25 protein-coding genes are annotated in these 22739 nt (G+C 71.2%); 8 read left to right on the forward strand and 17 right to left on the reverse strand.

What is annotated here, in order from left to right:
* Positions 1 to 166: 166 nt before the first annotated feature.
* The 6 genes from DEI99_RS03405 to DEI99_RS03430 form a co-directional block, all read right to left on the reverse strand.
* Positions 167 to 955, reverse strand: a complete 789-nt coding sequence (locus DEI99_RS03405) for an SDR family NAD(P)-dependent oxidoreductase (protein WP_111041209.1) — start codon at positions 953 to 955, stop codon at positions 167 to 169.
* Positions 952 to 1809: a sugar phosphate isomerase/epimerase family protein gene (locus tag DEI99_RS03410; RefSeq protein WP_111041210.1), complete on the reverse strand. Its 858-nt coding sequence runs from the start codon at positions 1807 to 1809 to the stop codon at positions 952 to 954. Before DEI99_RS03410 ends, DEI99_RS03405 begins: the two co-directional genes overlap by 4 nt.
* 56 nt (positions 1810 to 1865) lie before the next feature.
* Positions 1866 to 3275, reverse strand: coding sequence for an MFS transporter (locus DEI99_RS03415; RefSeq protein WP_111041211.1), 1410 nt, complete (start codon positions 3273 to 3275; stop codon positions 1866 to 1868).
* Between the two features lie 128 nt (positions 3276 to 3403).
* Complete coding sequence (locus tag DEI99_RS03420) at positions 3404 to 4198, reverse strand: IclR family transcriptional regulator (protein WP_111041212.1); 795 nt, start codon at positions 4196 to 4198, stop codon at positions 3404 to 3406.
* Between the two features lie 80 nt (positions 4199 to 4278).
* On the reverse strand, positions 4279 to 4866 hold the full coding sequence (locus tag DEI99_RS03425; protein WP_111041213.1) for a P-loop nucleotide/nucleoside kinase family protein: 588 nt from the start codon (positions 4864 to 4866) through the stop codon (positions 4279 to 4281).
* Positions 4863 to 5510, reverse strand: coding sequence for a bifunctional 4-hydroxy-2-oxoglutarate aldolase/2-dehydro-3-deoxy-phosphogluconate aldolase (locus DEI99_RS03430; RefSeq protein WP_111041214.1), 648 nt, complete (start codon positions 5508 to 5510; stop codon positions 4863 to 4865). Before DEI99_RS03430 ends, DEI99_RS03425 begins: the two co-directional genes overlap by 4 nt.
* Positions 5511 to 5653: 143 nt before the next feature.
* On the opposite strand from DEI99_RS03430, the gene DEI99_RS03435 reads away from it, so the two are divergent.
* From DEI99_RS03435 to DEI99_RS03460, 6 genes are read left to right on the forward strand one after another with little or no spacing between them, the layout of a single operon-like run.
* A complete protein-coding gene (locus DEI99_RS03435) occupies positions 5654 to 6646 on the forward strand; it encodes a Gfo/Idh/MocA family protein (protein ID WP_258369300.1) in 993 nt (330 codons plus the stop codon).
* On the forward strand, positions 6643 to 7638 hold the full coding sequence (locus DEI99_RS03440) for a LacI family DNA-binding transcriptional regulator (protein WP_111041215.1): 996 nt from the start codon (positions 6643 to 6645) through the stop codon (positions 7636 to 7638). Before DEI99_RS03435 ends, DEI99_RS03440 begins: the two co-directional genes overlap by 4 nt.
* A complete protein-coding gene (locus DEI99_RS03445) occupies positions 7635 to 8189 on the forward strand; it encodes a VOC family protein (RefSeq protein ID WP_111041216.1) in 555 nt (184 codons plus the stop codon). The genes DEI99_RS03440 and DEI99_RS03445 overlap by 4 nt, the downstream gene beginning before the upstream one ends.
* Positions 8186 to 9106, forward strand: coding sequence for a sugar phosphate isomerase/epimerase family protein (locus tag DEI99_RS03450; RefSeq protein WP_111041217.1), 921 nt, complete (start codon positions 8186 to 8188; stop codon positions 9104 to 9106). Before DEI99_RS03445 ends, DEI99_RS03450 begins: the two co-directional genes overlap by 4 nt.
* Positions 9103 to 10083, forward strand: a complete 981-nt coding sequence (locus DEI99_RS03455) for a Gfo/Idh/MocA family protein (protein WP_111041218.1) — start codon at positions 9103 to 9105, stop codon at positions 10081 to 10083. The genes DEI99_RS03450 and DEI99_RS03455 overlap by 4 nt, the downstream gene beginning before the upstream one ends.
* Complete coding sequence (locus DEI99_RS03460) at positions 10059 to 10832, forward strand: SDR family NAD(P)-dependent oxidoreductase (RefSeq protein ID WP_111041219.1); 774 nt, start codon at positions 10059 to 10061, stop codon at positions 10830 to 10832. Before DEI99_RS03455 ends, DEI99_RS03460 begins: the two co-directional genes overlap by 25 nt.
* Before the next feature lie 27 nt (positions 10833 to 10859).
* Here DEI99_RS03460 and DEI99_RS03465 read toward each other — a convergent pair whose 3' ends face one another.
* On the reverse strand, positions 10860 to 11483 hold the full coding sequence (locus tag DEI99_RS03465; protein ID WP_111041220.1) for an acyl-CoA-like ligand-binding transcription factor: 624 nt from the start codon (positions 11481 to 11483) through the stop codon (positions 10860 to 10862).
* Positions 11484 to 11662: 179 nt separating this feature from the next.
* Between DEI99_RS03465 and DEI99_RS03470 the strand changes: the two genes are divergently transcribed.
* Complete coding sequence (locus DEI99_RS03470) at positions 11663 to 12412, forward strand: SDR family NAD(P)-dependent oxidoreductase (protein ID WP_111041221.1); 750 nt, start codon at positions 11663 to 11665, stop codon at positions 12410 to 12412.
* 164 nt (positions 12413 to 12576) lie between these two features.
* Here the strand turns inward: DEI99_RS03470 and DEI99_RS03475 are convergent, their stop codons facing one another.
* From DEI99_RS03475 to DEI99_RS03505, 7 genes are all read right to left on the reverse strand, one after another.
* Complete coding sequence (locus tag DEI99_RS03475; RefSeq protein ID WP_111041222.1) at positions 12577 to 13326, reverse strand: TetR/AcrR family transcriptional regulator; 750 nt, start codon at positions 13324 to 13326, stop codon at positions 12577 to 12579.
* Positions 13323 to 13784, reverse strand: a complete 462-nt coding sequence (locus DEI99_RS03480) for a MarR family winged helix-turn-helix transcriptional regulator (protein WP_220037123.1) — start codon at positions 13782 to 13784, stop codon at positions 13323 to 13325. Before DEI99_RS03480 ends, DEI99_RS03475 begins: the two co-directional genes overlap by 4 nt.
* Before the next feature lie 13 nt (positions 13785 to 13797).
* Positions 13798 to 15456, reverse strand: a complete 1659-nt coding sequence (locus DEI99_RS03485) for an MDR family MFS transporter (protein WP_111041224.1) — start codon at positions 15454 to 15456, stop codon at positions 13798 to 13800.
* 369 nt (positions 15457 to 15825) lie between these two features.
* A complete protein-coding gene (locus tag DEI99_RS03490; protein ID WP_111041225.1) occupies positions 15826 to 16620 on the reverse strand; it encodes a hypothetical protein in 795 nt (264 codons plus the stop codon).
* Between the two features lie 44 nt (positions 16621 to 16664).
* Positions 16665 to 17198, reverse strand: coding sequence for a hypothetical protein (locus tag DEI99_RS03495; protein ID WP_111041226.1), 534 nt, complete (start codon positions 17196 to 17198; stop codon positions 16665 to 16667).
* Between the two features lie 195 nt (positions 17199 to 17393).
* Positions 17394 to 17930 carry a hypothetical protein gene (locus DEI99_RS03500; protein WP_181434388.1) on the reverse strand — a complete coding sequence of 179 codons (537 nt, stop codon included), beginning with the start codon at positions 17928 to 17930 and terminating at the stop codon, positions 17394 to 17396.
* A gap of 145 nt (positions 17931 to 18075) precedes the next feature.
* Positions 18076 to 18588, reverse strand: coding sequence for a MarR family winged helix-turn-helix transcriptional regulator (locus tag DEI99_RS03505; protein ID WP_111041227.1), 513 nt, complete (start codon positions 18586 to 18588; stop codon positions 18076 to 18078).
* Between the two features lie 95 nt (positions 18589 to 18683).
* Here DEI99_RS03505 and DEI99_RS03510 point away from each other — a divergent pair, with 95 nt between their 5' ends.
* Positions 18684 to 19922 carry an FAD-dependent monooxygenase gene (locus DEI99_RS03510; protein ID WP_111041228.1) on the forward strand — a complete coding sequence of 413 codons (1239 nt, stop codon included), beginning with the start codon at positions 18684 to 18686 and terminating at the stop codon, positions 19920 to 19922.
* Positions 19923 to 19926: 4 nt separating this feature from the next.
* Here DEI99_RS03510 and DEI99_RS03515 read toward each other — a convergent pair whose 3' ends face one another.
* From DEI99_RS03515 to otnK, 3 genes are read right to left on the reverse strand one after another with little or no spacing between them, the layout of a single operon-like run.
* Positions 19927 to 20745 carry a DeoR/GlpR family DNA-binding transcription regulator gene (locus DEI99_RS03515; protein ID WP_071296992.1) on the reverse strand — a complete coding sequence of 273 codons (819 nt, stop codon included), beginning with the start codon at positions 20743 to 20745 and terminating at the stop codon, positions 19927 to 19929.
* 19 nt (positions 20746 to 20764) lie between these two features.
* Entirely contained in the window at positions 20765 to 21454 is a 690-nt protein-coding gene (locus DEI99_RS03520) for a class II aldolase/adducin family protein (protein ID WP_071253692.1), read from the reverse strand.
* Positions 21451 to 22671 (reverse strand): 3-oxo-tetronate kinase, encoded by a 1221-nt coding sequence (otnK, locus tag DEI99_RS03525; protein WP_111041229.1) that lies wholly within the window; start codon positions 22669 to 22671, stop codon positions 21451 to 21453. Before otnK ends, DEI99_RS03520 begins: the two co-directional genes overlap by 4 nt.
* Between the last annotated feature and the right edge of the window lie 68 nt (positions 22672 to 22739).

Here is a 22739-nt window from a genome sequence, read left to right on the forward strand (position 1 = left end):
TGTGCGGCGTCGGTGTGCGAGGTCGCGGTCGTCGTCGGAGCTCTGCCGACGCCGGAGCTCAGCCAGGAACGCGCCCCGGCACGCTCCCGTGACCGTCCGCGACCGGGGATCGGGCCACCCCGAGGGGCGGGCGCTGGCCGGCCCGCGCCCGTACGGGGTGCTCCGTCTACTTCGAGCTCGGTCGTCCGGGGATGTGGCTGAGGATCGACTTCGAGAAGCCACCGTCGACGCAGATGTCCTGTCCCGTGACGTAGCCGGCGAGCGGACTCACGAGGAACTCGATGACGTTGGCGACGTCGAGGGGTTCGCCGATCCGGTGCAGGGGGATGATCTCCTCCCGTGCCCGCTTCACCGCCGGGTCGAGGTACATCTTCTCCGTCATCGCGGTCCGGGTCATGCCTGGTGACACCACGTTGACGTTGATGCCGTCGGCGGCCCATTCCAGGGCGAACGTCTGCGCCATGATCGTCAACGCCGCCTTGGTGGGGCTGTAGGGTCCGGACCCTGCGTGCGGGAGCTGTCCGGACATCGACGACGTGAAGCACGCGGCGCCGCCACTCGCCTTGAGGTGTTCGTGGCTCGCCTTCCCGAGGAGCCAGGCGCCGCGGAGGTTCACGGCGAACATCTCGTCCCACTCGTCGAGGGTGACGTCCTTCAACGGTGCAGGGCTGGCCACACCGGCGTTCGCGACGAGGGCGTCCAGTCCACCGAAGGCGTCGGCGGCCTCCCCGACGAGCCGCCCGGGAACGGCCGGGTCACCGAGGTCCCCGCTCATCGCGATCGCGGTCCCACCCAACGACTCGATCTGGCGGACGACGTCTCGCTGCCGATCGGTGACCTCGTACCCGCACACGGCGATCATGGCTCGTTCACCGCGAGCCAGTGCCGCCTCGGCGAGCCGCACGCTCGCCGCTGCACCGATCCCGCTGCTCCCACCGCTGACCAGAGCTCTCATGCCTCGTCCTCCTCCTTCGTCGAGACGAGCGCCGGTGCGCCGACGCTCGGTACCCTCCATCCCCTGCTGCTCAGTTCGTCCATCGCCTTGTCGAACTCGAGCAGGGGTTCGTCCTCGCGGATCACCTCGAGGACGACGTCGTCCGTCCCGATCGTCGCGTCCACGGCCGCGCCGAGCGCTTCCCAGTCGATGACGCCCGTGCCGATCGGGTCGTGCCCCCAGGACTCGATGCCCGTGTCGGAGACGTGCATGAGCGCGATGGCGTCCGCGTGCTCGAGCAGTCCGGCGACCGGGTCCTCCCCGATGAACGCGGCGTTGGCGGCGTCGTAGACGATCTTGAGTGCATCGTCGTCGACGGTGTCGATGATCCGCGCGAGGTCCCCGATCGTCGGTGCGAAGCAGTACGGCGTGTTCTCGAAGAGCAGGCGCTGCCCCGATCGGCGCGCGAGCGGGACGAGTTCCTCCAGGCTCTCGTACATCCACCCGTGGACCTGGTCCAGCGTCGGCGAGATCATGGGCCGCCGCGTCCCGGGCGACACGACGACCTCCCGAGCACCCCACTCCGCGGCCAGGTCGATGACGGACGCGATGTGCTCGATGCTCTTGCGCCGCATGCTCGCCGCTGGGCTCGCGAGGTTGAGGTCGTAGCCTCCGGCGTTGAGCGATCGGATGGACGCCCCCGTCTGGTCGAGCCGAGCGCGCGTCGACGCCCGTTCGGCGGCGTCGATCTCCTCCGGCCAGCAGTGCGGCGAGCTGATCGGGATCTCGAACGTCGTGTAGCCGTGGTCGGTGAGTTCGGCGATCGCGTCGGTGGCCTTCCTGGACCAGAGGTAGGAGAACGTGTTGATGATCATGGGGGACTCCCGTTCGGGTTGTGTTCCGCTGTCGTGTCGTGTCGGGTCTCGTCGGGTCAGACCGGAGAGGACTCGTTGCGGACGTCGGTCTTCTTCGCGGACTTGTCCGCCACGACGGCGATGCTGTCCGTGACGGAGACGGTTGCCTGCGGGTTCCGGCTGCCGGTCTCGGGGAGCGTGAAGTACACGACGAGGCAGATGGCGACGATGACGATCATGTAGACGGCGACGAGCATCGGGTGACCGGATCCGACGAAGGCAGCCGCGATGAGCGGTGCGGTGCCGCCGAAGACCGCGATGACGATCTGGTGCGCGAACCCGATGCCGGAGACACGGACCGCGGCGGGGAAGAGCTCCGCCTGGATCGTGGGGTAGACGGCCTGCCAGATGCCGAGGACCACCCATCCGGAGGCGGCCACCAGGATGTAGACGCCGAAGCCGGGCTGGTTCAGGAGCAGCAGGAGCGGGTAGAAGAGGACGACCATGCCGACGGCGCCGATGATCGGGAAGATCTTCCGGCGGCCGAGGCGGTCCGACACGTAGCCTGTGAGCGGGACGGTGATCACGAGCAGGACCAGGCCGATGACGCTGCCGGCGAGCGTCTGCGAGAGGTCCCGACCGGAGGTGAGGTTGGCGTAGGTGGGCAGGAACGTCGCCCACGTGTAGTACGCCACAGCGGGGGCCGACAGCGCAGCCGTCTGGATGATCGCCTTGGGGTGGTTGCGCAGCAGCTCGAGCAGCTTCTTCGGCGCGGACTTCTGGTCGACCGCTGCGCTGGCTTCGAACTCGGGGGATTCGTCGGACCGCGCCCGCATGACGAGACCGATGACGCCGATGATCCCGCCGAAGACGAACGGGATCCGCCACCCGTACGATGCGAGCGCGTCGGGGGCGAACGCCGAGGTGACGATCGCAGCAGCGCCGGTCGCGGCGAGGGTGGCGAGTCCGCTGGCGAGGTTCGTGAGGGACCCGAAGAGGCCGCGTCGCTTCGCCGGCGCGTGCTCGACGAGGTACGCGATGGCACTCTGGCCCTCGCTGCCCGCGGAGATGCCCTGCAGGATGCGTGCGACGACGAACATGATCGGCGCGAGGACGCCGACGCTCGCGTACGGCGGCGTCAGCCCGATGATCAGGGCACCGAGCGCCATCCCCGAGATGCCGAGCGCCATGATGCGTCGTCGTCCGTACCGGTCGGCGATCGGCGAGATGATGATGCCGCTGAGCGGGCGGACGACGAAGCCGATCGCGTACGTCAGGAACGCGGCGATGAGTGACGCGAACGCGGAGTGCGAGGGGAAGATCTGCGCCGAGAAGATCGCGGCGAGCAGACCGTAGACGTACCAGTCGTACCACTCGACGAAGTGGCCGACGGTACCGGCGACGAGGTTCTTCGTGCGGCCCTTGTGGGCGAAGGGGTCGGTGCCGTCCGGAGCGGACGGGTCCGGTGTGGAGTGCGAGGTCGTCATTGAACTCTCCTGTTCGAGTGGTCGTCGTGCCGTCGGGGCACGCCGAGGATCGACGCGTGGGCGCGCCGGAGAAGGGGACCTCCACGGCGGGAGGACACGGGGGTCGGGAGGTGTGGTGCGGGTCGGGGTTACGCGCTGACGGATTCCGACGTGAGGTACGCGTAGGACGGCCAAGAGGCCGCGATCTCGTCGGCTGCTGCGATGACGGCCGGTGCGAGGTCTGCCAGACGGGCCCTGGTCATCCGCACGGACGGGCCGGCGATGCTGATCGTGCCGGTGGCAGGGCGGTCACGGCCGGCGCCGAAGACGGGAGCGGCCACCGCGCTGATGCCCGGGTCCATCTCCTCGTAGGTGGTGGCGTACCCGCGGTGTCGCACCGACGCGAGCTCCTCGGCGAGTGCCTCGGGGTCGACGACGGTCCGGGGGGTCTGCGGGGTGAGGTGGTGCTGGTCGATGACCCCTTGCACCTCGTCCGGGCTGAGCGTGGCGAGCCAGGCCTTGCCGGAAGCGGTGGCGTGCGGCACGGCGTCCCGGCCCATGACCGGGTCGAGCCGGAGGGAGGAGTTCGACCCCTGCGCCTTCGCGATCCACTGCAGTGAGTCGGAGGACGCGACTGCGAGGCGGACGAGTTCCTCGCTGGTGGTGGCGAGTGCGTCGAGTTCGCGCTGTGCCCACGTGTCGATGCCGGACGCCGACAGTTGCAGGAGTCCGAGGGCGCCGAGGCGGTGCGTCGCCGAGTAGGCCGAGGTCTTCGGGTTCTGGGCCACGTAGCCCGCCGCGACGAGGGCGGCGAGCAGACGGTGCGCGATCGCCTTGTTGAGCCCGAGGCTGGACGCGACCTGGCTGACGCCGAGGCCGTCGGCCTCGGGCGCGAGCAGGTGCAGCACCTTCATGCCGTTGGTGACATCGTCTTGGAGCGCCATCGCTTTTCCTCGTCGTCGTGGTCTGTAACAGCGTTACTCGGTAACGCTGTTACAGACCATCGCACGGCCCTGGAGGCGTGTCAAGCGCCCGTCTGGAGCGCGATCCGCTCGAGGTCGACGGCGGCCCGCGCCGCGTCGCCGTTGTGGATCGTGGCGTGGCGGACGCCGTCCCAGGTGCAGGTGAGCGCACCGAACCGCGACCAGTAGGCGTCCCAGTCCGCGAGCTTCGCGCGGTCCCGATCGAGCCCCCGCTCCCGGAGCCGGGCCCGCACAATCTCGGCCTCCGCGCGGACGTGCACGACGGTGACGTCCGTGACCGGCCAGCCGGCAGTGGCCATCGACCGCGACAGCCACGTCGGGTCGTCGAGGTAGGCGACGAACGGAGCGTCGAGCACCACCGAGTGGCCGAGCGCCAGGTTGTCAGCGGCGACCGCGAACAGCGCCCGGTACTCGAGCGGCATGATGCGCTCGACGTACGTCGCGTTCGACTCACGGTCCGTCGGATCGTGTCCGAGCGCCTCGAGAGCTGCCTGGACCAAGACGTCGGACATCGTGTCCTTGTCGAGGTACACGGCTCCCGTCATCCTGCTGAGCTGTCTCGACACGGTGCTCTTGCCGGAGCCCGCGCCTCCGAGTGTGATGAACGCGTCGGGCGGCGCCCCTGTCACCCGCGCGCTCGCTCGATCGCCCGGACGAACTCCGCGGCGGCAGCGGTGATCTTCGTGGTGTCGCCTTCCGGTCCGCCGGCCTTCGTGACGGCACTGCCGACACCGACGGCTGTGACGCCGGCATCGAACCACTCGCCGACGTTCGCGGTCGTCACGCCGCCGGCCGGCACCATCGGGATCTGCGCGAGCGGCGCGAGCATGGCCTTGACGTACGGGATCCCGCCTGCCTCGGTCGGGAAGATCTTCACCATGTCCGAACCGGCCTCGGCCGTGTCGAGCACCTCGGTGGGCGTGTAGGCACCGCTGATCGTCGCGACCTGGTAGCGGTTCGCGACCCGGATCATGGCCGGGTTGAGGTTCGGGCTGACCAGGAAGCGTGCGCCGGCCTGGATGCTCGCCCACGCTGCGTGTTCGTCCAGGACGGTGCCGGCGCCGAACACGACGTCGCGGTCGGCGAAGCGTTCCGAGAGTCGTTCGATGACGCGCAGCGCTCCGGGGATCGAGAGCGTGATCTCGAGGGCGCGGATGCCGCCCTCGACCGCGGCCGAAGCAGCCTCGAAGGCCTTGTCGGCGGTGTCGAGGCGCACGATGAGCACGTTGCCGGAATCGCGGATGGTGTTGAGGACGTCGAGTTTCTGGGGCATGGGTCAAGTGGATACACCACTTTTCGGACGCCGTCGACTCAGTCTTCTCCCAGCCTTGACACGGTTTCGGCCTGCGTGGCACGATCACTGCAATCGATCTCAGCAATCGATCTCACAATGTTCTGCAACGACGAGGAAGTCACGTGATCAGCGATCCCGCACCCCGCGAACCCGGCCGGACCCGTGTCGTCGTCCTCGGTGCCTCGCACTGGCACACCCCGCTGTACCGCGATGCGGTCCTGCGCCGGCACGACGTGCTCGCCGTCCAGGACGCCCGGTTCGCTGCGGTCGCCGACGGTGCCGCCTGGGACGCCCCGATCGTCGCCTCGGTCGATGAAGCGCTCGCGTTCCCGGACATCGAGCTGGCCTACGTCCTCAGCCCGCACGACGAGGTGGCGGACGTCTGTCGAGCACTCGTCGACCGCGGGATCCCGTTCGCCGTGGAGAAGCCACTCGGCGTCGACCTGGCGGAACTCCGTTCCGTCGTGGCTGCCGCACACGCCGCGGGCGTCCCGGCCACGGTCGCTCTGGTGCAACGCGGCGGGCCGGTCGATCGGTGGCTCCGCAAGGCCGGTCGGATCAGGTACGAGCGCGCGTCGTTCATCGCCGGTCCGCCGAGCCGGTACCGTCATGGCGGGAGCCCCTGGATGCTCGACCCGGCGCGCGCCGGCGGCGGAGCGCTCGTCAACCTCGGCCCGCACTTCGTCGACCTCGCGCTCCAGCACCTCGGACCGGCGGCGGTCACCCTCCGGTCGCGGAGTCACGCACTGCACGGCGAGGCCGTCGAGGACCACGCCACACTGGTGCTCACGACCGACGTCGGCGCCGAGGCCGTCATCGAGGTCGGCTACGCCTTCCCGGACGCACCCACCAAGCGCTACTGCAGCTTCGCCGCCGCCGGCACGGACGGGTTCGTCTCGATCGACACGGACGGGACGGCGCGGTTCACCGGGGCCGACGGGGTCACCGAGCAGGCCGTGATCGACGTCGACAGCGACCCGCTCTACACACGGTTCGTCGACGCGGTCGCCGATTCGCTCGCCGACGGCTTCCGTGGCATGCCCACGCTCGACGACCTGGAGGACACGATGGCCCGCATCTGGCACGTCGACGGGATCGAGAGCGTGCAGCGATGACCGACGCCAGCATCGACGACGTCGCGGCGGCGGCGGGTGTCCACCGTTCGACCGTCTCCCGGGCGTTCTCGAACCCGACTGCCGTGCGGGCGCAGACCCGGGAGCACGTGCTCCGGGTCGCGGCCGAGCTCGGGTACTCCACGAACCCCCTCGCCCAGGCCCTCCGCCGCCGGTCCAGCACCCTCGTGCCGCTGGTCATCCCGGACATCACGAACCCCTTCTTCGCCGAGCTCGCCCGTGCGACGGCCGCGGCGGCGGAACTGCGGGGCTACCAGCTCGTCCTCTGCGTGACCGAGAACGGGGGGAGCTCCACGGCCGGGTACGTCAACGCGATGCAGGCCATGTACTCACCGTTCGGCATCGTCGCCCCGTCCACCCGTGTCGACCTCGAAGCGTTGCGGACCTACGGCTCGAAGAACCGGGTCGTGGTGCTGGACCGGGTGGAGGACGACCCGACGGTCCCGACCGTGACGGTGGACAGCCGCCGCGGCGTGGAGCTCGCCTTCGAGCACCTCGCGCTGCTCGGGCACCGTGCCATCGCGTACGCACCGGGCATCGTCGGCACCTACACGGCCCAGGACCGGCACGAGGCGTACGAGCAGATCGCGACCGGGCACGGCACCCAGCCGCTCGTGCTCGGAGCTCCGGACGGCGTCGAGCTCGGCGCCGGCATCGTCGACCACTGGCTCGCCGAACCGGTCCGCGCCACCGCGATCATCGCGTCGAACGACGCCGTCGCGTTCGCCGTGATCGCCGAGCTCGAGTCGCGCGGTCACCGCGTGCCGGACGAGGTGTCCGTCGTCGGCTTCGACGGGCTCGACCTCGGTGCACACATCGCGCCACGCCTGACCAGTGTCCGACAGCCCATCGCTGACCTCGGACGCATCGCGGTCGACCTCGGCGAGGGCCTGCTCGACGGCGGCCCCGTCCGACACGAGGTGCTCCAACCGACCCTGCTCCTCCGATCCTCGACCGCAGGACCCCGATCATGACCGACTCCCGAACCCTGCCCGGCCTGCGCTGGGTGGACCACACGGCGTTCACCGTCCCCGACCTCGACGCCGCCGTGGCCTTCTTCACCGAGGTGCTCGGAGCAGAGCACCTCTACCGTTCCACCCGGGGGCCCGATGCGTCGTTCATGCCGCTGCACTTCGGTGTCCCGGCCGACGCGCGCCTCGAGCTGGCCATGCTCCGTCTGCCGCCGAACCTCAACATCGAGCTGTTCCAGTGGTGGAGCGAGGACCGGTCCGCGGTGTTCCCCCGTGCGAGCGACGCAGGCGGTCACCACCTCTGCTTCGTGGTCGAGGACGTCGACGCCGTCGTCGAGGCCATCGCGGAGCACCCGAGCGTCGAGGTGCTCGGGCACCGGAAGGAGGTCGGCGGCGACAGCCCCGCGGTCGCCGGGAACCGCTGGGTCTACGCGCGGACCGACTGGGGACTCATCCTCGAGTTCGTCGACCGATCACGGGTGCAGGACCCGCCACGTCTGGTCGGACCAGCCGACTGGACGACGACCACCACGACCACGAAGGACCTCCCATGAAGATCGCCGGCCACACGCTCGGCACACCCGACCAGACCGTGCCGGAAGCACTCCGGCTGTTCCGCCGCGCCGGTCTGGACGCCGCCGAGGTCATCTACCAGGACGACTACCGGAGCGGCTTGCCGGTCCGTGACGTCGCTGCCGCGGCCGAAGCGGCCCGGGTCGCGGACGGGGAGGGGATCCCGATCGTCGGGCTCACCCCGTACACGACCGCGATCAACGCCACCGACGAGCGGATCCGCAACGGCGCGGTGGACGAACTCCGGTCGGCGATCGACACCGCGCACTCGATCGGTGCGGACCGTGTGCGCGTGTACTCCGGAGCCTGGCAGCCGGACCAGCAGGACCACACCGCGCACTGGGTGCAGCTCGTCCGCTCCTTCCAGGAACTCGCCGGCCCGGCAGCGGACGCCGGCGTCGTGCTCTGCGCCGAGAACCACTTCGGCACGATGACCCAGACCGCCCGCGACACGGCTGCCCTCGTGCGGGCCGTCGACTCGCCCGCCGTCCGGGTCCTCTACGACCAGGCGAACCTCACCTTCACGCACGACGAGGACGTCGACGCGGCGTTCGCCGTCCAGGGGGACCTCATCGGCCACGTGCACGTCAAGGACCTCGTCTTCAAGGACCCGGACGCCCCGTTCGTCGCCTCGGAGACGGCTCGAGTGCACGCCGAGGAGCGCGCCGTCACGTCGCGCGTCGTCGGCGACGGTTCGATCGCCTGGTCGCGGATCCTCCGACGCCTGCGCGAGGTCGGCTACGACGACGTGCTCTCCCTCGAGTACGAGTACCGGTGGCACCCGCAGGACCTCGACGACCCGGAGACCGGGTTCCGGCGGGGTGCCGAGCACCTGAGGAACCTCCTGCTCCAGCTCGAGCTGCACGAGGCCGACCGGGGCGCCGGGGTCCGCTCGTGACCGCGCTCCGTCTCGGCGTGGTCGGTGCCGGCAACATCGCCAGCATCGCGCAGCTGCCCACCCTCGTGCAGCGTGACGACGTCGAGCTGCGTGCGCTGGTGTCGCGGCGTGAGGACCCGGGCGCCCTGCAGCGGCGGTGGGGGTTCGGCGCGGTGTACCGCAGCGTCGACGAGATGCTCGCGGCCGAGACACTCGACGCGGTCTTCGTCCTCACCCCGCGCTCCGAGCATGTCGCGGCCGTCGAGCGTGCACTCCGTGCCGGTGTCGACGTGTTCTGCGAGAAGCCCCTTGCCACCTCCACCGCCGACTCCGTCCGCCTCGCCGAACTCGCCGACGAGCACGGTCGGGTCCTCATGGTCGGGCTCAACCGACGCTTCGCCCCGGTCTACGTCGCTGCGCACCAGGCGTTCGGTGCGTCGGGTGCGTCGTTCTGCGTCGCGCAGAAGAACCGCGCGGGCTCGGAGTACCGGGCGACCTTCGAGAACGCCATCCACATGGTGGACCTGCTCCGGTGGTTCTGCGGCGGGGAGGTCCTCGACGTGACGGCCGCGGCGGCGGGGACGGACCCGTGGGAGGAGGACGGCACCGCGGCACTTGTCCGGTTCTCGACGGGGAACACCGGCGTCCTCGTGGCGGCGCGTGCTGCCGGTGCGTGGGGCGAGAAGCTCGACGCGTACGGACAGATGCGTTCCGCCGAGGTGATCGCCCCCGACTCCGTCGCGGTGACGGTCGACGGCGTCCGCACGGTGCGGTCGATGAGTCCCGAGGCCTTCGGCTGGGCGACGGCGACCGAGAGCTTCGGGTTCGCGGATGCCGTCCGCCACTTCCTCGACCGCGTCCGTGACCGGCAGCAACCCCTCACCTCCGGGTGGGAAGCAGTGAAGACCCAACAACTCCTCGATCGGATCCTCGCCGCGGCAGGGCTGCCGACCGAGGAACAGGAAGGACGCACATGGTCCAGCAGAGCGAAGCAGTAGCACCGACGGCGGACCGTCAGGTCGCGCTCGTCACCGGTTCGAGCGGCGGGATCGGTGCCGCCGTGGTCACCGCGCTCCGTGCTCGCGGCGACCTCGTCGTCGGAGCAGACCGCGCCCCGCTCGACGGCCAGGACATCGACGGGTTCCTCGAACTCGACGTCACCGACGAACGGCGCACCGCGGACGTCGTCCGACAGGTCGTCGCCGAGCACGGCCGCATCGACGTCCTCGTGCACGCGGCGGGCGTGCTCGGCGGGACGCCGGACCCACTCGTGACCACGACCGATGAGTTCGAGCGCATCATGCGCATCAACGCCACCGGCACCTTCACCATCACCCGGGAGGTCGCCAACACCATGCGCGACGCCGGGACCGCGGGCACCATCCTGCTCCTGTCGTCGGTGGCCGCGAAGGAGGCGCGGGTCGACTACCTGCCCTACAACGCCAGCAAGATCGCGGTGCTCCACATCATGTGGTCGATGGCGAAGATCCTCGGACCGGCTGGCATCTCGGTCAACGCCGTCAACCCCGGACCGGTGAACACCCCGCTCTGGTCGCAACTCGCCGACCAGTCCGGGTCCGCCCAGGCTGCCCGCGACGCCCGCGCCGCGCAGCTCCCGATGCAGCGCTTCGCCGAACCCGACGAGGTCGCCAGCGCGATCACCTTCCTCACCGCCCCGGAGAACCGCTACGTCACGGGGGTCTCCCTCGACGTCGCCGGCGGGGCACACCTGGGCATCGGGTCCTAGGACGCCGGTCCGGCGGGCCGCGCGGCGTCAGCGCCGGGTCGTCGCCACGAGCGGTGCCAGCGCCGTGCAGACCTGGGCCAACCCGTGGTCGAGGCGACGCAGCAGGCCGTCGCGGTCGTCGTCGGAGTTCTGCCAGTGCCGGAGTTCGGCCAGGAACACGCCGTGGCAGGCTCCCGCGACGGCCATCGACGCGGTGGTGTCAGGGCGGTCGTCGACGCTGCCCCTGAGGTGGTCGACGATGGCCTGCCGCCACTTCTCCCAGTGCTCGTGGGCCCCCGAGCGGAGCGACGGGTGTGTGTCGAGGAGCTGGAACCGCTCCAACCACACGTCGCTCGAGGCGATGGCGAGACGGGTGGAAGAGACGACGGCTTCGCGCACGGCGCGCAGGGGTTCGCTGCCCGTGTCGTCCGCGCCCAGGCCGTCCTGGAGCCACGCGATCGTCGCGTCGAACGGGGCCCAGACGACACCGGGCTTCGAACCGAAGTACCGGAAGAAGGTCGTCCGGCTGATGCCGGCCGCGTCGGCGATCGCGTCGACACTGACCGCGTCGTAGCCGTCGCGCAGCATCAGGGACAGGGCGATCCGCTCGACCGCTTCGCGGGAGGCGGCGGGTGGGCGGCCGGGTCCCCGGGATCCGATCGCTGCCGCCATGCCCCCACTGTAGGGCCCGCCGTCCGGGGTGGTCCCCACGCCGGGGCGCACGGACCCTGCTCGTCCAGCAATTGTGACACTGAGTACCACTATGCTTGGCGCCGTCGCCGGATCGGTTCGCGATCGGCGACGAGGCACGGCACAGGGTCGTGCCGGAGAGACCAACGGAGGATCTCGACATGGGCAAGCTGGACGGCAGGGTCGCCATCATCACCGGCGGAGCACAGGGCATGGGAGAGGCGCACGTGCGGCGCTTCGTGTCGGAGGGCGCGAAGGTCGCCCTCACCGACCTCAACGAACAGCGCGGCGGGCAGATCGCCGACGAGCTCGGCGAGGCCGTGCTCTTCGTCAAGCACGACGTCACGTCGCTGAGCGACTGGAAGCGCGTGGTCAGCGAGGTCGAGGAGCACTTCGGTTCGCCCGTCACGGTCCTCGTGAACAACGCGGGGATCATCGGTCCGGTCCAGCCGACCGTGGACTTCGACGAAGAGGACTACCTCAAGGTCGTCGCCGTCAACCAGCACTCGCAGTTCTACGGCATGAAGACGGTCATCCCGTCCATGCAGCAGGCCGGTGGCGGCACGATCGTCAACATCTCGTCGACCGCGGGGATGGTGTCGATCGTCGGTGCACCGAACCTCGCGTACGTCGGCAGCAAGTTCGCCTCGCGCGGCATGACCAAGCACGTCGCCGTGCAGTACGGACCGGACAACATCCGCGTCAACTCCGTCCACCCGGGGTACATCAAGACGCCGATGATGGCCGCTGCGACCGACGCCGACGGCGGCGGCATCGCGGACATCGTCCCGATCCGCCGGATGGCGGAGCCGGACGAGGTCTCGAAGCTCGTCCTCTTCCTGGCGTCCGAGGACTCGTCGTACGTGAGCGGGATGGAGCACGTCATCGACGGTGGCCTCACCGCCTCCTGATCGGAGCCGGAGCCGGAGCCGGAGCCGGACCCGGACCCGGACCCGGAGGCGGCGGCGGAGGCGGGTGCTGATCGGTGCCCGCCACCGCCGTCGACCGGCGACGTCGTCGACGACCGACCGGCGAGGTCGGCGGCCGTACCGGTCCTGTCGGGGGCGGACCGTTCCTACCGTCCGTCGTCGGCAAGGACGACCCGCGCCGCTGCGCGGATCCTGGCCGCGACGGTGTCGATCGCGACCGGGTCCGCACCGTCCCGGTCCGTCGTGGACAGGCTGACCCGGACCGCGGTGACGCACATCGCCACCACCACGGTGGCGGCCTCGGCGGCGTCCGTGCCGGAGGCGACGGAGCGATCGACGAGGAGTCGGGCGACGGTCTCGGTCGCGGCCCGCACGGCGTGCTTCCACTGTGCCCGCGAGGTGTCGAGCAGGTGCGGGAACCGGAGGACGACGGCGCGGAGCAGCTCGTCGTCCGGGTCCTCCACACCGTCGGCCAGGGCCGTGGTCACGACCGTGGCCACCGCGGCCGCCAGGTCGTCGGGGAGCGCGTCGAACTCGGCGTCCGTCATGCCCTGCCGGTGCTCGTCGTGGCTCCCGAGGATCGCCGCTTCCTTGGTCGGGAAGTAGTTGAAGAGCGAACGGGGCGACACCTCGGCGGCGCGGGCGATGGCCTCCACCGTGAGGGCCTCGATGCCGCACTCGAGGGCGCCCGCTCGTGCCGCCTCGACGATCCGTCGCCGGGTCGCCGAGCGCTTGCGCTCCCGGAGACCCGAGGACGGCGCGGCGGTGCCGACCGGGGAGCCCGACGGTGCCGGGGCAGTGCCGACCGGTGTGCCCGGACCGACCTGGGAGCCCGGACCGACCGGTGTGCCCGGACCGACCGGTGTGCCCGGACCGACCTGGGTGCCCGAGTTCACAGCAAGTTGCCGAGGAGCCGGTCGAGTTCGTCGACCTCCTCCGGCGACCACGCGCCGAGGCGGTTCCGGAACGCGTCGCGGGCGTCCCGGCGGACGCGGTCGACGCGCGTGATCGCCTCGGCGGTCGGGCTGATGATGATCGACCGTCGGTCGGCGGGGTCGCGGTCACGCGCGACGAGGCCGAGCGACTCGAGGTGGTGCAGCTGCCGGCTCAGGACGCTCTTGTCGAAGCCGAGGGCGTCGGCGAGCTCACCGGCAGCGACCGGCCCGCCCAGGACGATCTCGACGAGTGTGCGGTAGCCGGACGGCTGGAGCGCCGGGTCGACCGCGGCCGACTGGTCGCGGAACCGTTGTCGGTACGCAGCGTAGAGGACGGCGAACCGTCGCTCGAGCCGGTCGAGCGCGGCGTCGGTGTCCTGTGCGACCGCGTCGCTCGGGGCTGCTTCGGGGGTGGCCACGGTCGGCAGCATGTCACGGGCGCCTGGAGGTCGACGTCGTGCGGGACTGCGCGTCGTCCGACTGCACCACCGGCGTCGAACCGGTGACGGTGCCGATGCCGGCGACGTCCTGCGCGGAGCCGCCGAGGGGGCCGTCGTCCGTGCTGCGCTCCGCCACGGTCTTCGTGGTGAGCGCGGTGTTCGGCATGAAGACGATCGCCAGGACGAGCAGGATCGCGATCGGCGCAGCGATGAGGAACACGTCGGCGACGCCCTGCCCGTAGGCGGACTCGATGATCTGCCGCACGCCGGAGGGCAGCTGGCGCACCGCGGGGATGCTGCCGGAGGACAGCTCCTGCGCCACGTCGGTGCCCCGCGCCCCGAGGGCGGTGATCGCCTTCGTGAGCGCGTCCTGCTCGTCCGCGATCAGGTCCGAGACACGGGTGCCAAGCACGGTGCCGAGGACGGAGACGCCGATCGCGCCGCCGAGGGAGCGGAAGAACGCGACGCCGGCGGACGCGGCACCGATGTTGCGCGGCTCGGTGGTGTTCTGCACGACGAGCACGAGGTTCTGCATCACGAGGCCGACACCGGCGCCCATCACGAGCATGAACACGGCGACCAGGACGTAGGCGGTGTCGTAGCGGAGGGTGCCCATGAGTGCGAGGCCGACGACGAGGGCGACCGATCCGGTGACCATGATCGGCTTCCACTTGCCGGTCTTCGTGACCAGGGCGCCGCCGACGGTGGACGAGACGAGCAGACCGGCGATCATCGGGATGGTGAGCAGGCCGGACTCGGTCGGGGTCGCGCCGCGGGCGAGCTGCATGTACTGCGCCAGGTAGACCGTCGCGCCGAACATCGCGATGCCCACCGCGATCGAGCCGATGACCGACATCGTGAAGGTGCGGTTGCGGAACAGGGTCATCGGGATGATCGGCTCGGTGGCCCGCAGCTCGATGAACACCGAGGCGGCGAGGAGCACGGCGGCGCCGATGACCATGACGAACGAGGTCGGCGAGACCCACTCGAAGTTCTTGCCGGCGAGGGTGATCCAGATGAGCAGCAGCGAGACCCCGCCGCCGATGGTCGTGATGCCGAGGTAGTCGATCGAGACCGCGCGCTTCGGCTGTGCGACGAGCTTCAGCGTGACCTGCAGCAGGATGATCGCGGCGACGGCGAACGGGACGCCGACGAAGAAGTTCCAGCGCCATCCGAGCGTGTCGGTGAGCAGGCCACCGATGAGCGGTCCGCCGACGGTGCCGACGGCCATCACGGCGCCGAAGTAGCCGCTGTACTTGCCGCGCTCACGCGGGCTGATGATGTCGGCGAGGATGATCTGGCTGAGCGCCGTCAGTCCGCCGGCGCCCAGGCCCTGCACGACGCGGAACGTGATGAGGGTGCCCGGGTTCTCCGAGAAGCCGGCGAGGGCCGACCCGAGGACGAAGATGCCCAGGGAGAGCTGGATGAGCAGCTTGCGGTTGAAGAGATCGGCGAGCTTGCCCCAGACCGGCGTCGACACGGTGGTCGCGAGGAGCGTGGACGTGACCACCCAGGTGTAGGCGCTCTCGCCGCCGCCCAGGTCGCCGATGATCTTCGGCAGCGAGGTGCTGACCACGGTCGATGCGAGGATCGCGACGAACATGCCCAGCAGCAGCCCGGACAGCGCTTCGAGCACCTGGCGCTGGGACATGGCGGCCGGCGCCGGAGGGTGCTCGACAGAGGATTCGTTCGGGGTGTGCGACACGGGGACTCCAGATCGAGGAGGGTTGCCACGCTGCAGCCCGAGAAGTTGACAGAAGTCAACGATAGTCAGGTCGTTGACGAAGGTCAACCGTTTTCGCGCACCTCCAGGACGCAGGGTGGCCGAATGGCGCCCGGGAGGCGCGACCGACGTCGTCGACGCGCGTCGCGCCTCCTGGCCGGTCCGGTCGCGACCCCGTGGTCACCGCGACGACGGCACCGGACGCGGCCCCGTGGCGGGGTCAGCCCGGGGTCAGTGCGTCGGCATCGCCCGAGGTCGCGTCGGAAACCGCGACGACGACGGCGACGGCGGGCGAACTCATCGAACGCAGACGGTCTCAGCGCTGATGGTCACCTGGGTGCTGTGGTCATCGGCGTCGGCGCGGACCGTGCCCCAGGTCGTGGTGACGATCAACATCACGGTGGAGTCGGGGCGCCGCTCCCGTTCCGTGTCGTAGCCGTGCGCTTTCGCGGCTGCTTCCATAGCGTCCAGCGCTGGCAGACCGGTGTCACCGCGGTGGTCGAAGAGGACGTACTCGTACCACTTCGCTCCGTCGCCTTCGTTCGACAAGTCGCAGTCCTCCTGCGTCCACCCCGTCCAACCAGTCCCGGGGTCGTCGACCGGCACTTCGGCAGGGGACTCCTCAGCGACGTTGCGGTACACCTGCTCGAGCCGGTCCCGCACCGTCGAGCGGTCTTGCACCTCCGACGCGGTGAGCGGCTGCTGCAGAGCCTGCCGCCACTGGATCTCAGCGGGTACCGCACGGGTGACGAACGTCGGGGCGAGGAGCAGTGCCGTCGCGCCGGCGGACAACCAAGCGAGGACGATCCCGCCGTACCACTTCCGCTCCGACCCGCGCTGCATGCGCGTCAAGGACGTCGCTGCGAGCGCCGGGAACACCGCTCCGAGGAGCAGACACGTGCCGAGGAGCCCGAACCCGCCCGTCTTGCTGGTCGGCCGCAACGACTCGTTCACCCCGAAGTACCCGGCGACGATGAGCACCACGATCGCTGTCGCCGGCGCGAGCACCCCGACCCCGACCGACCAGCGCCGGGCGCGGTCCTCACGGTCCGCTGCTGCCGCCTCAGCACTCGACCTGTCCTGTTCGACCACGCGAGCCCCCTCTCGGACAGCCAGCCTACGGAGCGTCGGCCCGGTCAGTCCTCGACGCCGACCGCGACGCACTCGGCCCACTGCTCCGGCCGGTTCGCCGCCAGCCAGTCCGCCAGCTCGGCGTACCCGCGGTAGCCGGTGAAGACCATGAACTGCTTCTTCCGGCGGGCGTTCCAGGCGGTGAGGCTGATGAAGGTGACGCCGCCGTTCGTGCGCTGGGAGCCGTGGCGCAGGCGCACCAGGTCCTTCGGCGCGACCTGACGGAAGCGGCCGAGGCCGGTGCGGACCTCGAGCCGGTCGCCGTGACCGCGCACCTGGGAGCCGTTGACGAGGGCGCCGAAGAGCAGGAGCAGGCCGCCGGCAGCGCCGAAGACGACCAGCGAGATCACCGCCGACGTCAGTGCGTCGGCATCGCCCGAGGTCGCGTCGGACAGTGCGACGACGACGGCGACGGCGATGACGGCCCAGCCCGGCACGAGCAGGATCGCCGCCTGCCACCGGGGACGCCGCGTCACGAACAGCGGTTCGGTGTCCTTCGTGGGCGTGCTGCCACCCCACGTGTTGATCTGCTCGCTCATGATCCCCCTCGCGTCGACTGTACCGCTCGGGGGTCGACGTCCTTCCGGTGCTGCACGAGTCGGGTGTTCGCGGTGGCGGCCGCCTCGGTCATTCAGGCACGGCTGACCTTCCTGGCGGACGAGGGGCCCACCGGTGCGCTCTGGTCGTGGGACGGCACACGAGCCCCCTGGTGTGTGAACGGCGCGGTCTGGTCCTCAGTGCCAGTCGATCCACTGCCGGATGCGTCCGACGGGCAGGTCGTGGCCGACCCGGACGGCGGCTCGGGAGGCCTCCTCGATCGCCTGCGCCCGACCCGCGCTCGTGGCCGGCCAGCGGCCCGGGTACGCGACGTTCTCCTGTGACGTCGGCGTCCGCGGGTACAGGTCGTAGCCCGGGACCCATCCCGAACCGGGTCGGGTCGCGGGTTCGTCGTCGCCCGGGTCCGTCCCCCAGTCGGTCACCGAGCCGTCGGCATGCGCGACGGCGACCCGCTCGAAGAGCAGGAGCACCTTGTAGCCCATCGGGATGCGCTCCATCGCCTCGCGCACCAGGAGATCCGGGTCGGGGTGGCAGAGGCTCACGTCCGAGCCGCCGACCAGCCAGTACTGGCGGACCGGTGTCGTGGCCGTGCGGTCGACACAGTCGTCCGGCCACGGATCCGGGCGGAGGAACCGCGCGGTCGTGGCGCTGCCCCGCTCGGACGAGCGCCACCAGGCGTCGACGTCCCATGTCGTGTCGTCAGGTCCGCGCATCGTCCCCCCTGTCGACGACACTACCCAGCCCGTCACGAGGCGGACGGGAGGCGCGGGTCGGCGCCGCCACGCGCCTCCCGTCCGTCGCGCGGTCCGGTCGGATGCGCCGGGCGACGCGCACGTCGCCCCTGGAGGCGGCGCGGCCTCAGCGCTGACCGGTGTCCTTGCCGTACCGGACGAGTCGGGTGTTCGCGGTGGCGGCCGCCTCGGTCATGCGGGCGAGGAACGCCGTCACCAGGCGTGCCTCCTCCGGGTCGATCGCGACGAGCGCGGTGGCGATCTCGGTGCCGGCGAAGGCGAGGAACCGGCCGTTCTCGGCTCGGGCCGCCTCGGTGGCGCGGAGCGTCACGCGGCGGCGGTCGGTGCTCTCGCGGTGTCGCTCGACGTGGCCGGCGGTGACGAGTCGGTCGACGAGCACGGTCGTGGCGCCGGAGGTCATGCCGATGCGCCGAGCGAGCTGCGCCGGCGAGATCGGTTCGCCGGCCTGCTCGGCCCACACGACCTGGCCGAGGGCGTTCGCGTCGGACACCGGCAGGTGCATCCAGGTCGACAGGTGCCGGTTCAGCTCGTCGAAGGTGACGGCCCAGTCGCGCAGCGCGTGCATGACGGCGACCTCGTCGTCGGACCAGGCCGTGGTGAGCGGGTCGATCTCGGGCATCCAGGAACCTTTACTGTGGAGTGTCTTTACTGTAAAGCACGGAGGTCGCGGCGCGACCGCAGCACGCCGACCCCGATCGAGCACAGGAGCAGACCATGACCGCACCGCACGCAGTGATCTCAGGAGCCAGCATCGCAGGACTCTCGGCCGCCTGGTGGCTCCGGCGGACCGGGTGGTCCGTCACCGTCGTCGAGCGCGCCCCGCGGTTCCGTGACGGCGGCCAGAACGTCGACGTCCGTGGCGTCGCCCGGCAGGTGCTCGAGCGGATGGGGCTCGTCGAGGCCGTCCGCGCCGTGAACACCACCGAGACCGGCACCGTGCTCGTCGACCGCGACGGCGCCGTCCGCGCCGAGCTGCCGTCCGACGGCACCGACGGGGCGACCGCCGAGCTCGAGGTCCTGCGCGGCGACTTCGCGCGGACGATCCTCGACGCCCTGCCCGCCGGCGTGCAGTTCGTGTACGGCGAGCAGATCGACGACGTCGACGACGGCGGGCTCGCGACCGGCCGGGTGACCGTCACGACGTCGGCCGGTCGGGTGCTCCACGCGGACCTGCTCGTCGTCGCCGAGGGTGTGCGCTCCCGCACCCGTGCCCGGGTCTTCGGTGCGCCCGGCGACGTGGACACCCGCGACCTCGGGGTCACCATGGCCTTCGGCACCATCCCGCGCACCGAGGCCGACGACGACCGGTGGCGCTGGTACAACGCCGTCGAGGGGCGCCAGGTGCACCTGCGACCCGACCCGTACGGCACCACCCGCGCGATCCTGGCGTTCGCGGGCGACGATGAGGACCTGACCGGGACGGACCGCGACGAACTGGTGCGTCGACTGCGTGCGCGCTACGCCGACGCCGGCTGGGAGTCCGAGCGCGTGCTCGACGGCTTCGCGTCGTCGGACGACCTGTACCTCGACGTGCTCACCCAGGTGCGCATGCCCTCGTGGCGGCGCGGGCGTGTGTGCGTGATCGGTGACGCCGCCTGGTGCGTGACGCCGATGGGCGGTGGGGGAGCGTCGCTCGCGCTCACGAGCGGGTACGTCCTCGCCGCCTCGCTCTCGCGCGTCGACACGTCGTCGGGCCCGCTCGACCGGCAGGCGCTCGACGCGGCGCTCGGTGCGTTCGACGAGTGGATGCGCCCGCTCGTCGACGACGTGCAGGGCATCCCGCGGGGGATCGTGCGCTTCGCCTACCCGCAGACCGGGCTCGGGCTGGCCGTGCGGGGCGTGGCGGACAAGGTGATGACGTCGCGGCTCATGCGGCCGGTGGTGGCGCGGATCACACGGGTCGCCGACACCGACCGTCCGCTGCCGACGATCGTCGACGCCGAGCGGGTCTGAGCGCTCAGGGGCCGGCGGGGCCGATCGGGACGCGCAGCACGGTCGTGCCGCCGTCCCGCTCGACCGCGTCGGCCTCGGCGCGCGGCAGGCCGGCATCGGTCACGACGGTCGTCAGGGCGTCGAGCCCCATCACCCGGTACCGGCCGAACGTGCCGTACTTCGAGCTCGTCGCGACGAGCACCGTGGTCGAGGCGGCCCGCGCCGCCGCCTGCTTCGGCTCGACCTTCGACTCCGACGGGATGGTCACGCCGCGGCGCAGGTCCCAGGAGCTCGTGCTGAGGAACGCGATGTCGATGGAGAGCTCGGCGAGGACGATCGACGGCAGCCGACCGACGGTCGACTGGTTCTGCTTGTCCAGGCGACCACCGACCACGATCACCTCGATCGTCGGGTGGTCGAGGTACGAGGCGGCGATGACGAGGTCGTTCGTCACGATGGTCAGGTCGTGCAGGTGGTCGAGGTGCGGTCGCATCGCCTGCACGGTGGTGCCGGCGTCGAGGTAGACGGTCATCGACTCCCGGACCATGCCCGCCGCCCGGGCGGCGACGGCGTCCTTCTCTCGGACCTCGGTCGTGGACTTCTCGGTGCGCGGGGGCTCGGTGGCCACGCGGGCGACGCTCTTGGCGCCGCCCTGGGTCGCGATGACCCGCCCCTGTTCCTCGAGCTCGGCGATGTCGCGGCGCACCGTCATGTGGCTCACGCCGAGCAGCGCGGCGAGCTGCCGGTAGCTCAGCACCGAGTCCTGCCGGAGGTGCCGGACGATGCGGTCACGGCGCTGCTCCGGGATCAGGGGTGGCTCGGACGACGGTTCGGTCGCGGACATCGGCACCTCCCTCACACGGTCACTGTAGCGGCGTGCCGGGGTCCGATCCGCGCGGCGTCCAGGGGGTCCCGGACCGCTCGGCGAGCTCGTGCGCCTGGGCGTCGCTGAGCAGCCGGCGGTCGTGACCGGCGGTGAGCACCGCGATGCGGCACGCCTCCTCGAGCTCGATCGCGGCAGCCAGGGCGTCGTCGACGTCGGTCCCGCTCACGACCTGCCCGTGGTTCGCCAGCAGGACGGCTCGGGAGGGCACCGGTTCGTCCCGGATGAGCGCGCCGATCTCGGGGTCGCCGGGGGCGCGGTAGGGGATGAGCGGGGTCTGCCCGACGCGCATCACGAAGTACGGGGTGATCGGTGGCACGGCGCTCGTCGACGACCAGGGGGCCAGGCACGACGCGGCGACCGCGAACGGCGAGTGCACGTGGACACACGCACCGTGTCCGGCGTTCCTGGCGTACATCGCGAGGTGCATGGCGACCTCCTTCGACGGACGGGGGCCGGCGACGTGCACGCCGTCGAGGGTGAGCTCCGCGACGTCCTCGGTGCGCAGGTCGCCGAGATCGGTACCGGTGCCGGTCATCGCGACGCGGCCGTCGCGGACGACGCTGATGTTGCCGGAGCTGCCCGGGCTCAGCCCGGCGGCGGCGAGGCGTCTGCCGGTCGCGGCGAGGACCGCGGTGACCGCGGTGGTCCAGTCGTCGTCGGTGGTCATGCGAGGGCCTCCCACGCGGTCGTGTACATGTCCGGCGCCCCGAAGTTCCCGGACTTCAGCGCGATCGCGATCCGCTCGCCGGCCGAGGTGGCGCCCTCGGCCCAGCACACCCCGGGCGCGATGACCGCGCCGACGGTCAGCCGCTCGATGCCGAGCCGCGAGACGACGGCGCCCGAGGTCTCGCCGCCGGCGACGATGCACCGGGTGAAGCCGAGCGGGACGGCCTGCGCGACGACCTCGGACAGTGCGTGCTCGATGCGGGCGGAGCTGGCGGCGTCGTCGGAGACGTCGTCCGGGTCGCCGACGCTGAAGACGACGGGCGCGCTGCCCTCCGGCTGGTCGGTCAACCAGGTGAGGGTGTCCGCGACCTCGCCCTCCGGGTCGGTGGCGAGGCGCGCGACGTCCAGCCGACGGGTGGGGGAGCCGGCGGCGGCCGCCGCGGCGATCTGCTCGCGGGTCCGCGCGGAGGCGCTGCCGCAGACCACGAGCCGTCGGCCCGGCGCAGCCACGAACGCGGTGGCCGTGTCGGAGCCGCCGGGGGCGGTGCCGATCGCGAGCCCGGAGCCGCCGGAGCGCAGCACGTCGTCCGCGGTCGCGGCGGCGATCACGCCGAGGTCCTCGTCGTCGACGGCGTCGACCACGAGGTACTGGGCGTCCGCCGCGTCGAGTGCGGCGCGGACCGCTGCGGCGCCCTGCCGGACGACGGCGAGGTGCACCTCGTCGACGGAGCGGCTCGTCTGCGGCACGAGCAGGTCGACGATGCGCGACCGGGTCATCGGGGTGAGCGGGTGGTGCCGCATCGACGAGTGCTCGAGCAGGTCGGACCCGACGAAGAGGTGCCCCTGGTAGGTGGTGCGGCCGTTGGCGGGGAAGGCCGGGACGACGACGCACCGGGACGCCCCGGTGCGCTGCACCAGGGCGTCGAGCACCGGCCCGATGTTGCCGCGGTCGGTCGAGTCGAAGGTCGAGCAGTACTTCACGGTGAAGCGGGTGTGGCCGGCGGCGACCAGCCGGTCGTGGGCGGCGAGGCTCTCGGTGACGGCGGTCTCGACCGGGGCCGTGCGCGTCTTCAGCGCGATGACGACGACGTCCGCCTCGGGGGCGGCGGCAGCGGTGCGACCGGTCAGCACCTCCGTCCGGTACCCCCGTGCGGCGTAGGCCGTCGCGATGTCGGTCGCCCCGGTGAAGTCGTCGGCGATGACGCCCATCGTTGCCATGTCGTTCCCTCCCGGCGGCCAGCGGTGCCCGCCCTCTGGATGAGACTACACGTGAATCTGTGTGATGA

This window comes from Curtobacterium sp. MCLR17_036 (genome assembly GCF_003234445.2).
GTDB lineage: Bacteria > Actinomycetota > Actinomycetes > Actinomycetales > Microbacteriaceae > Curtobacterium.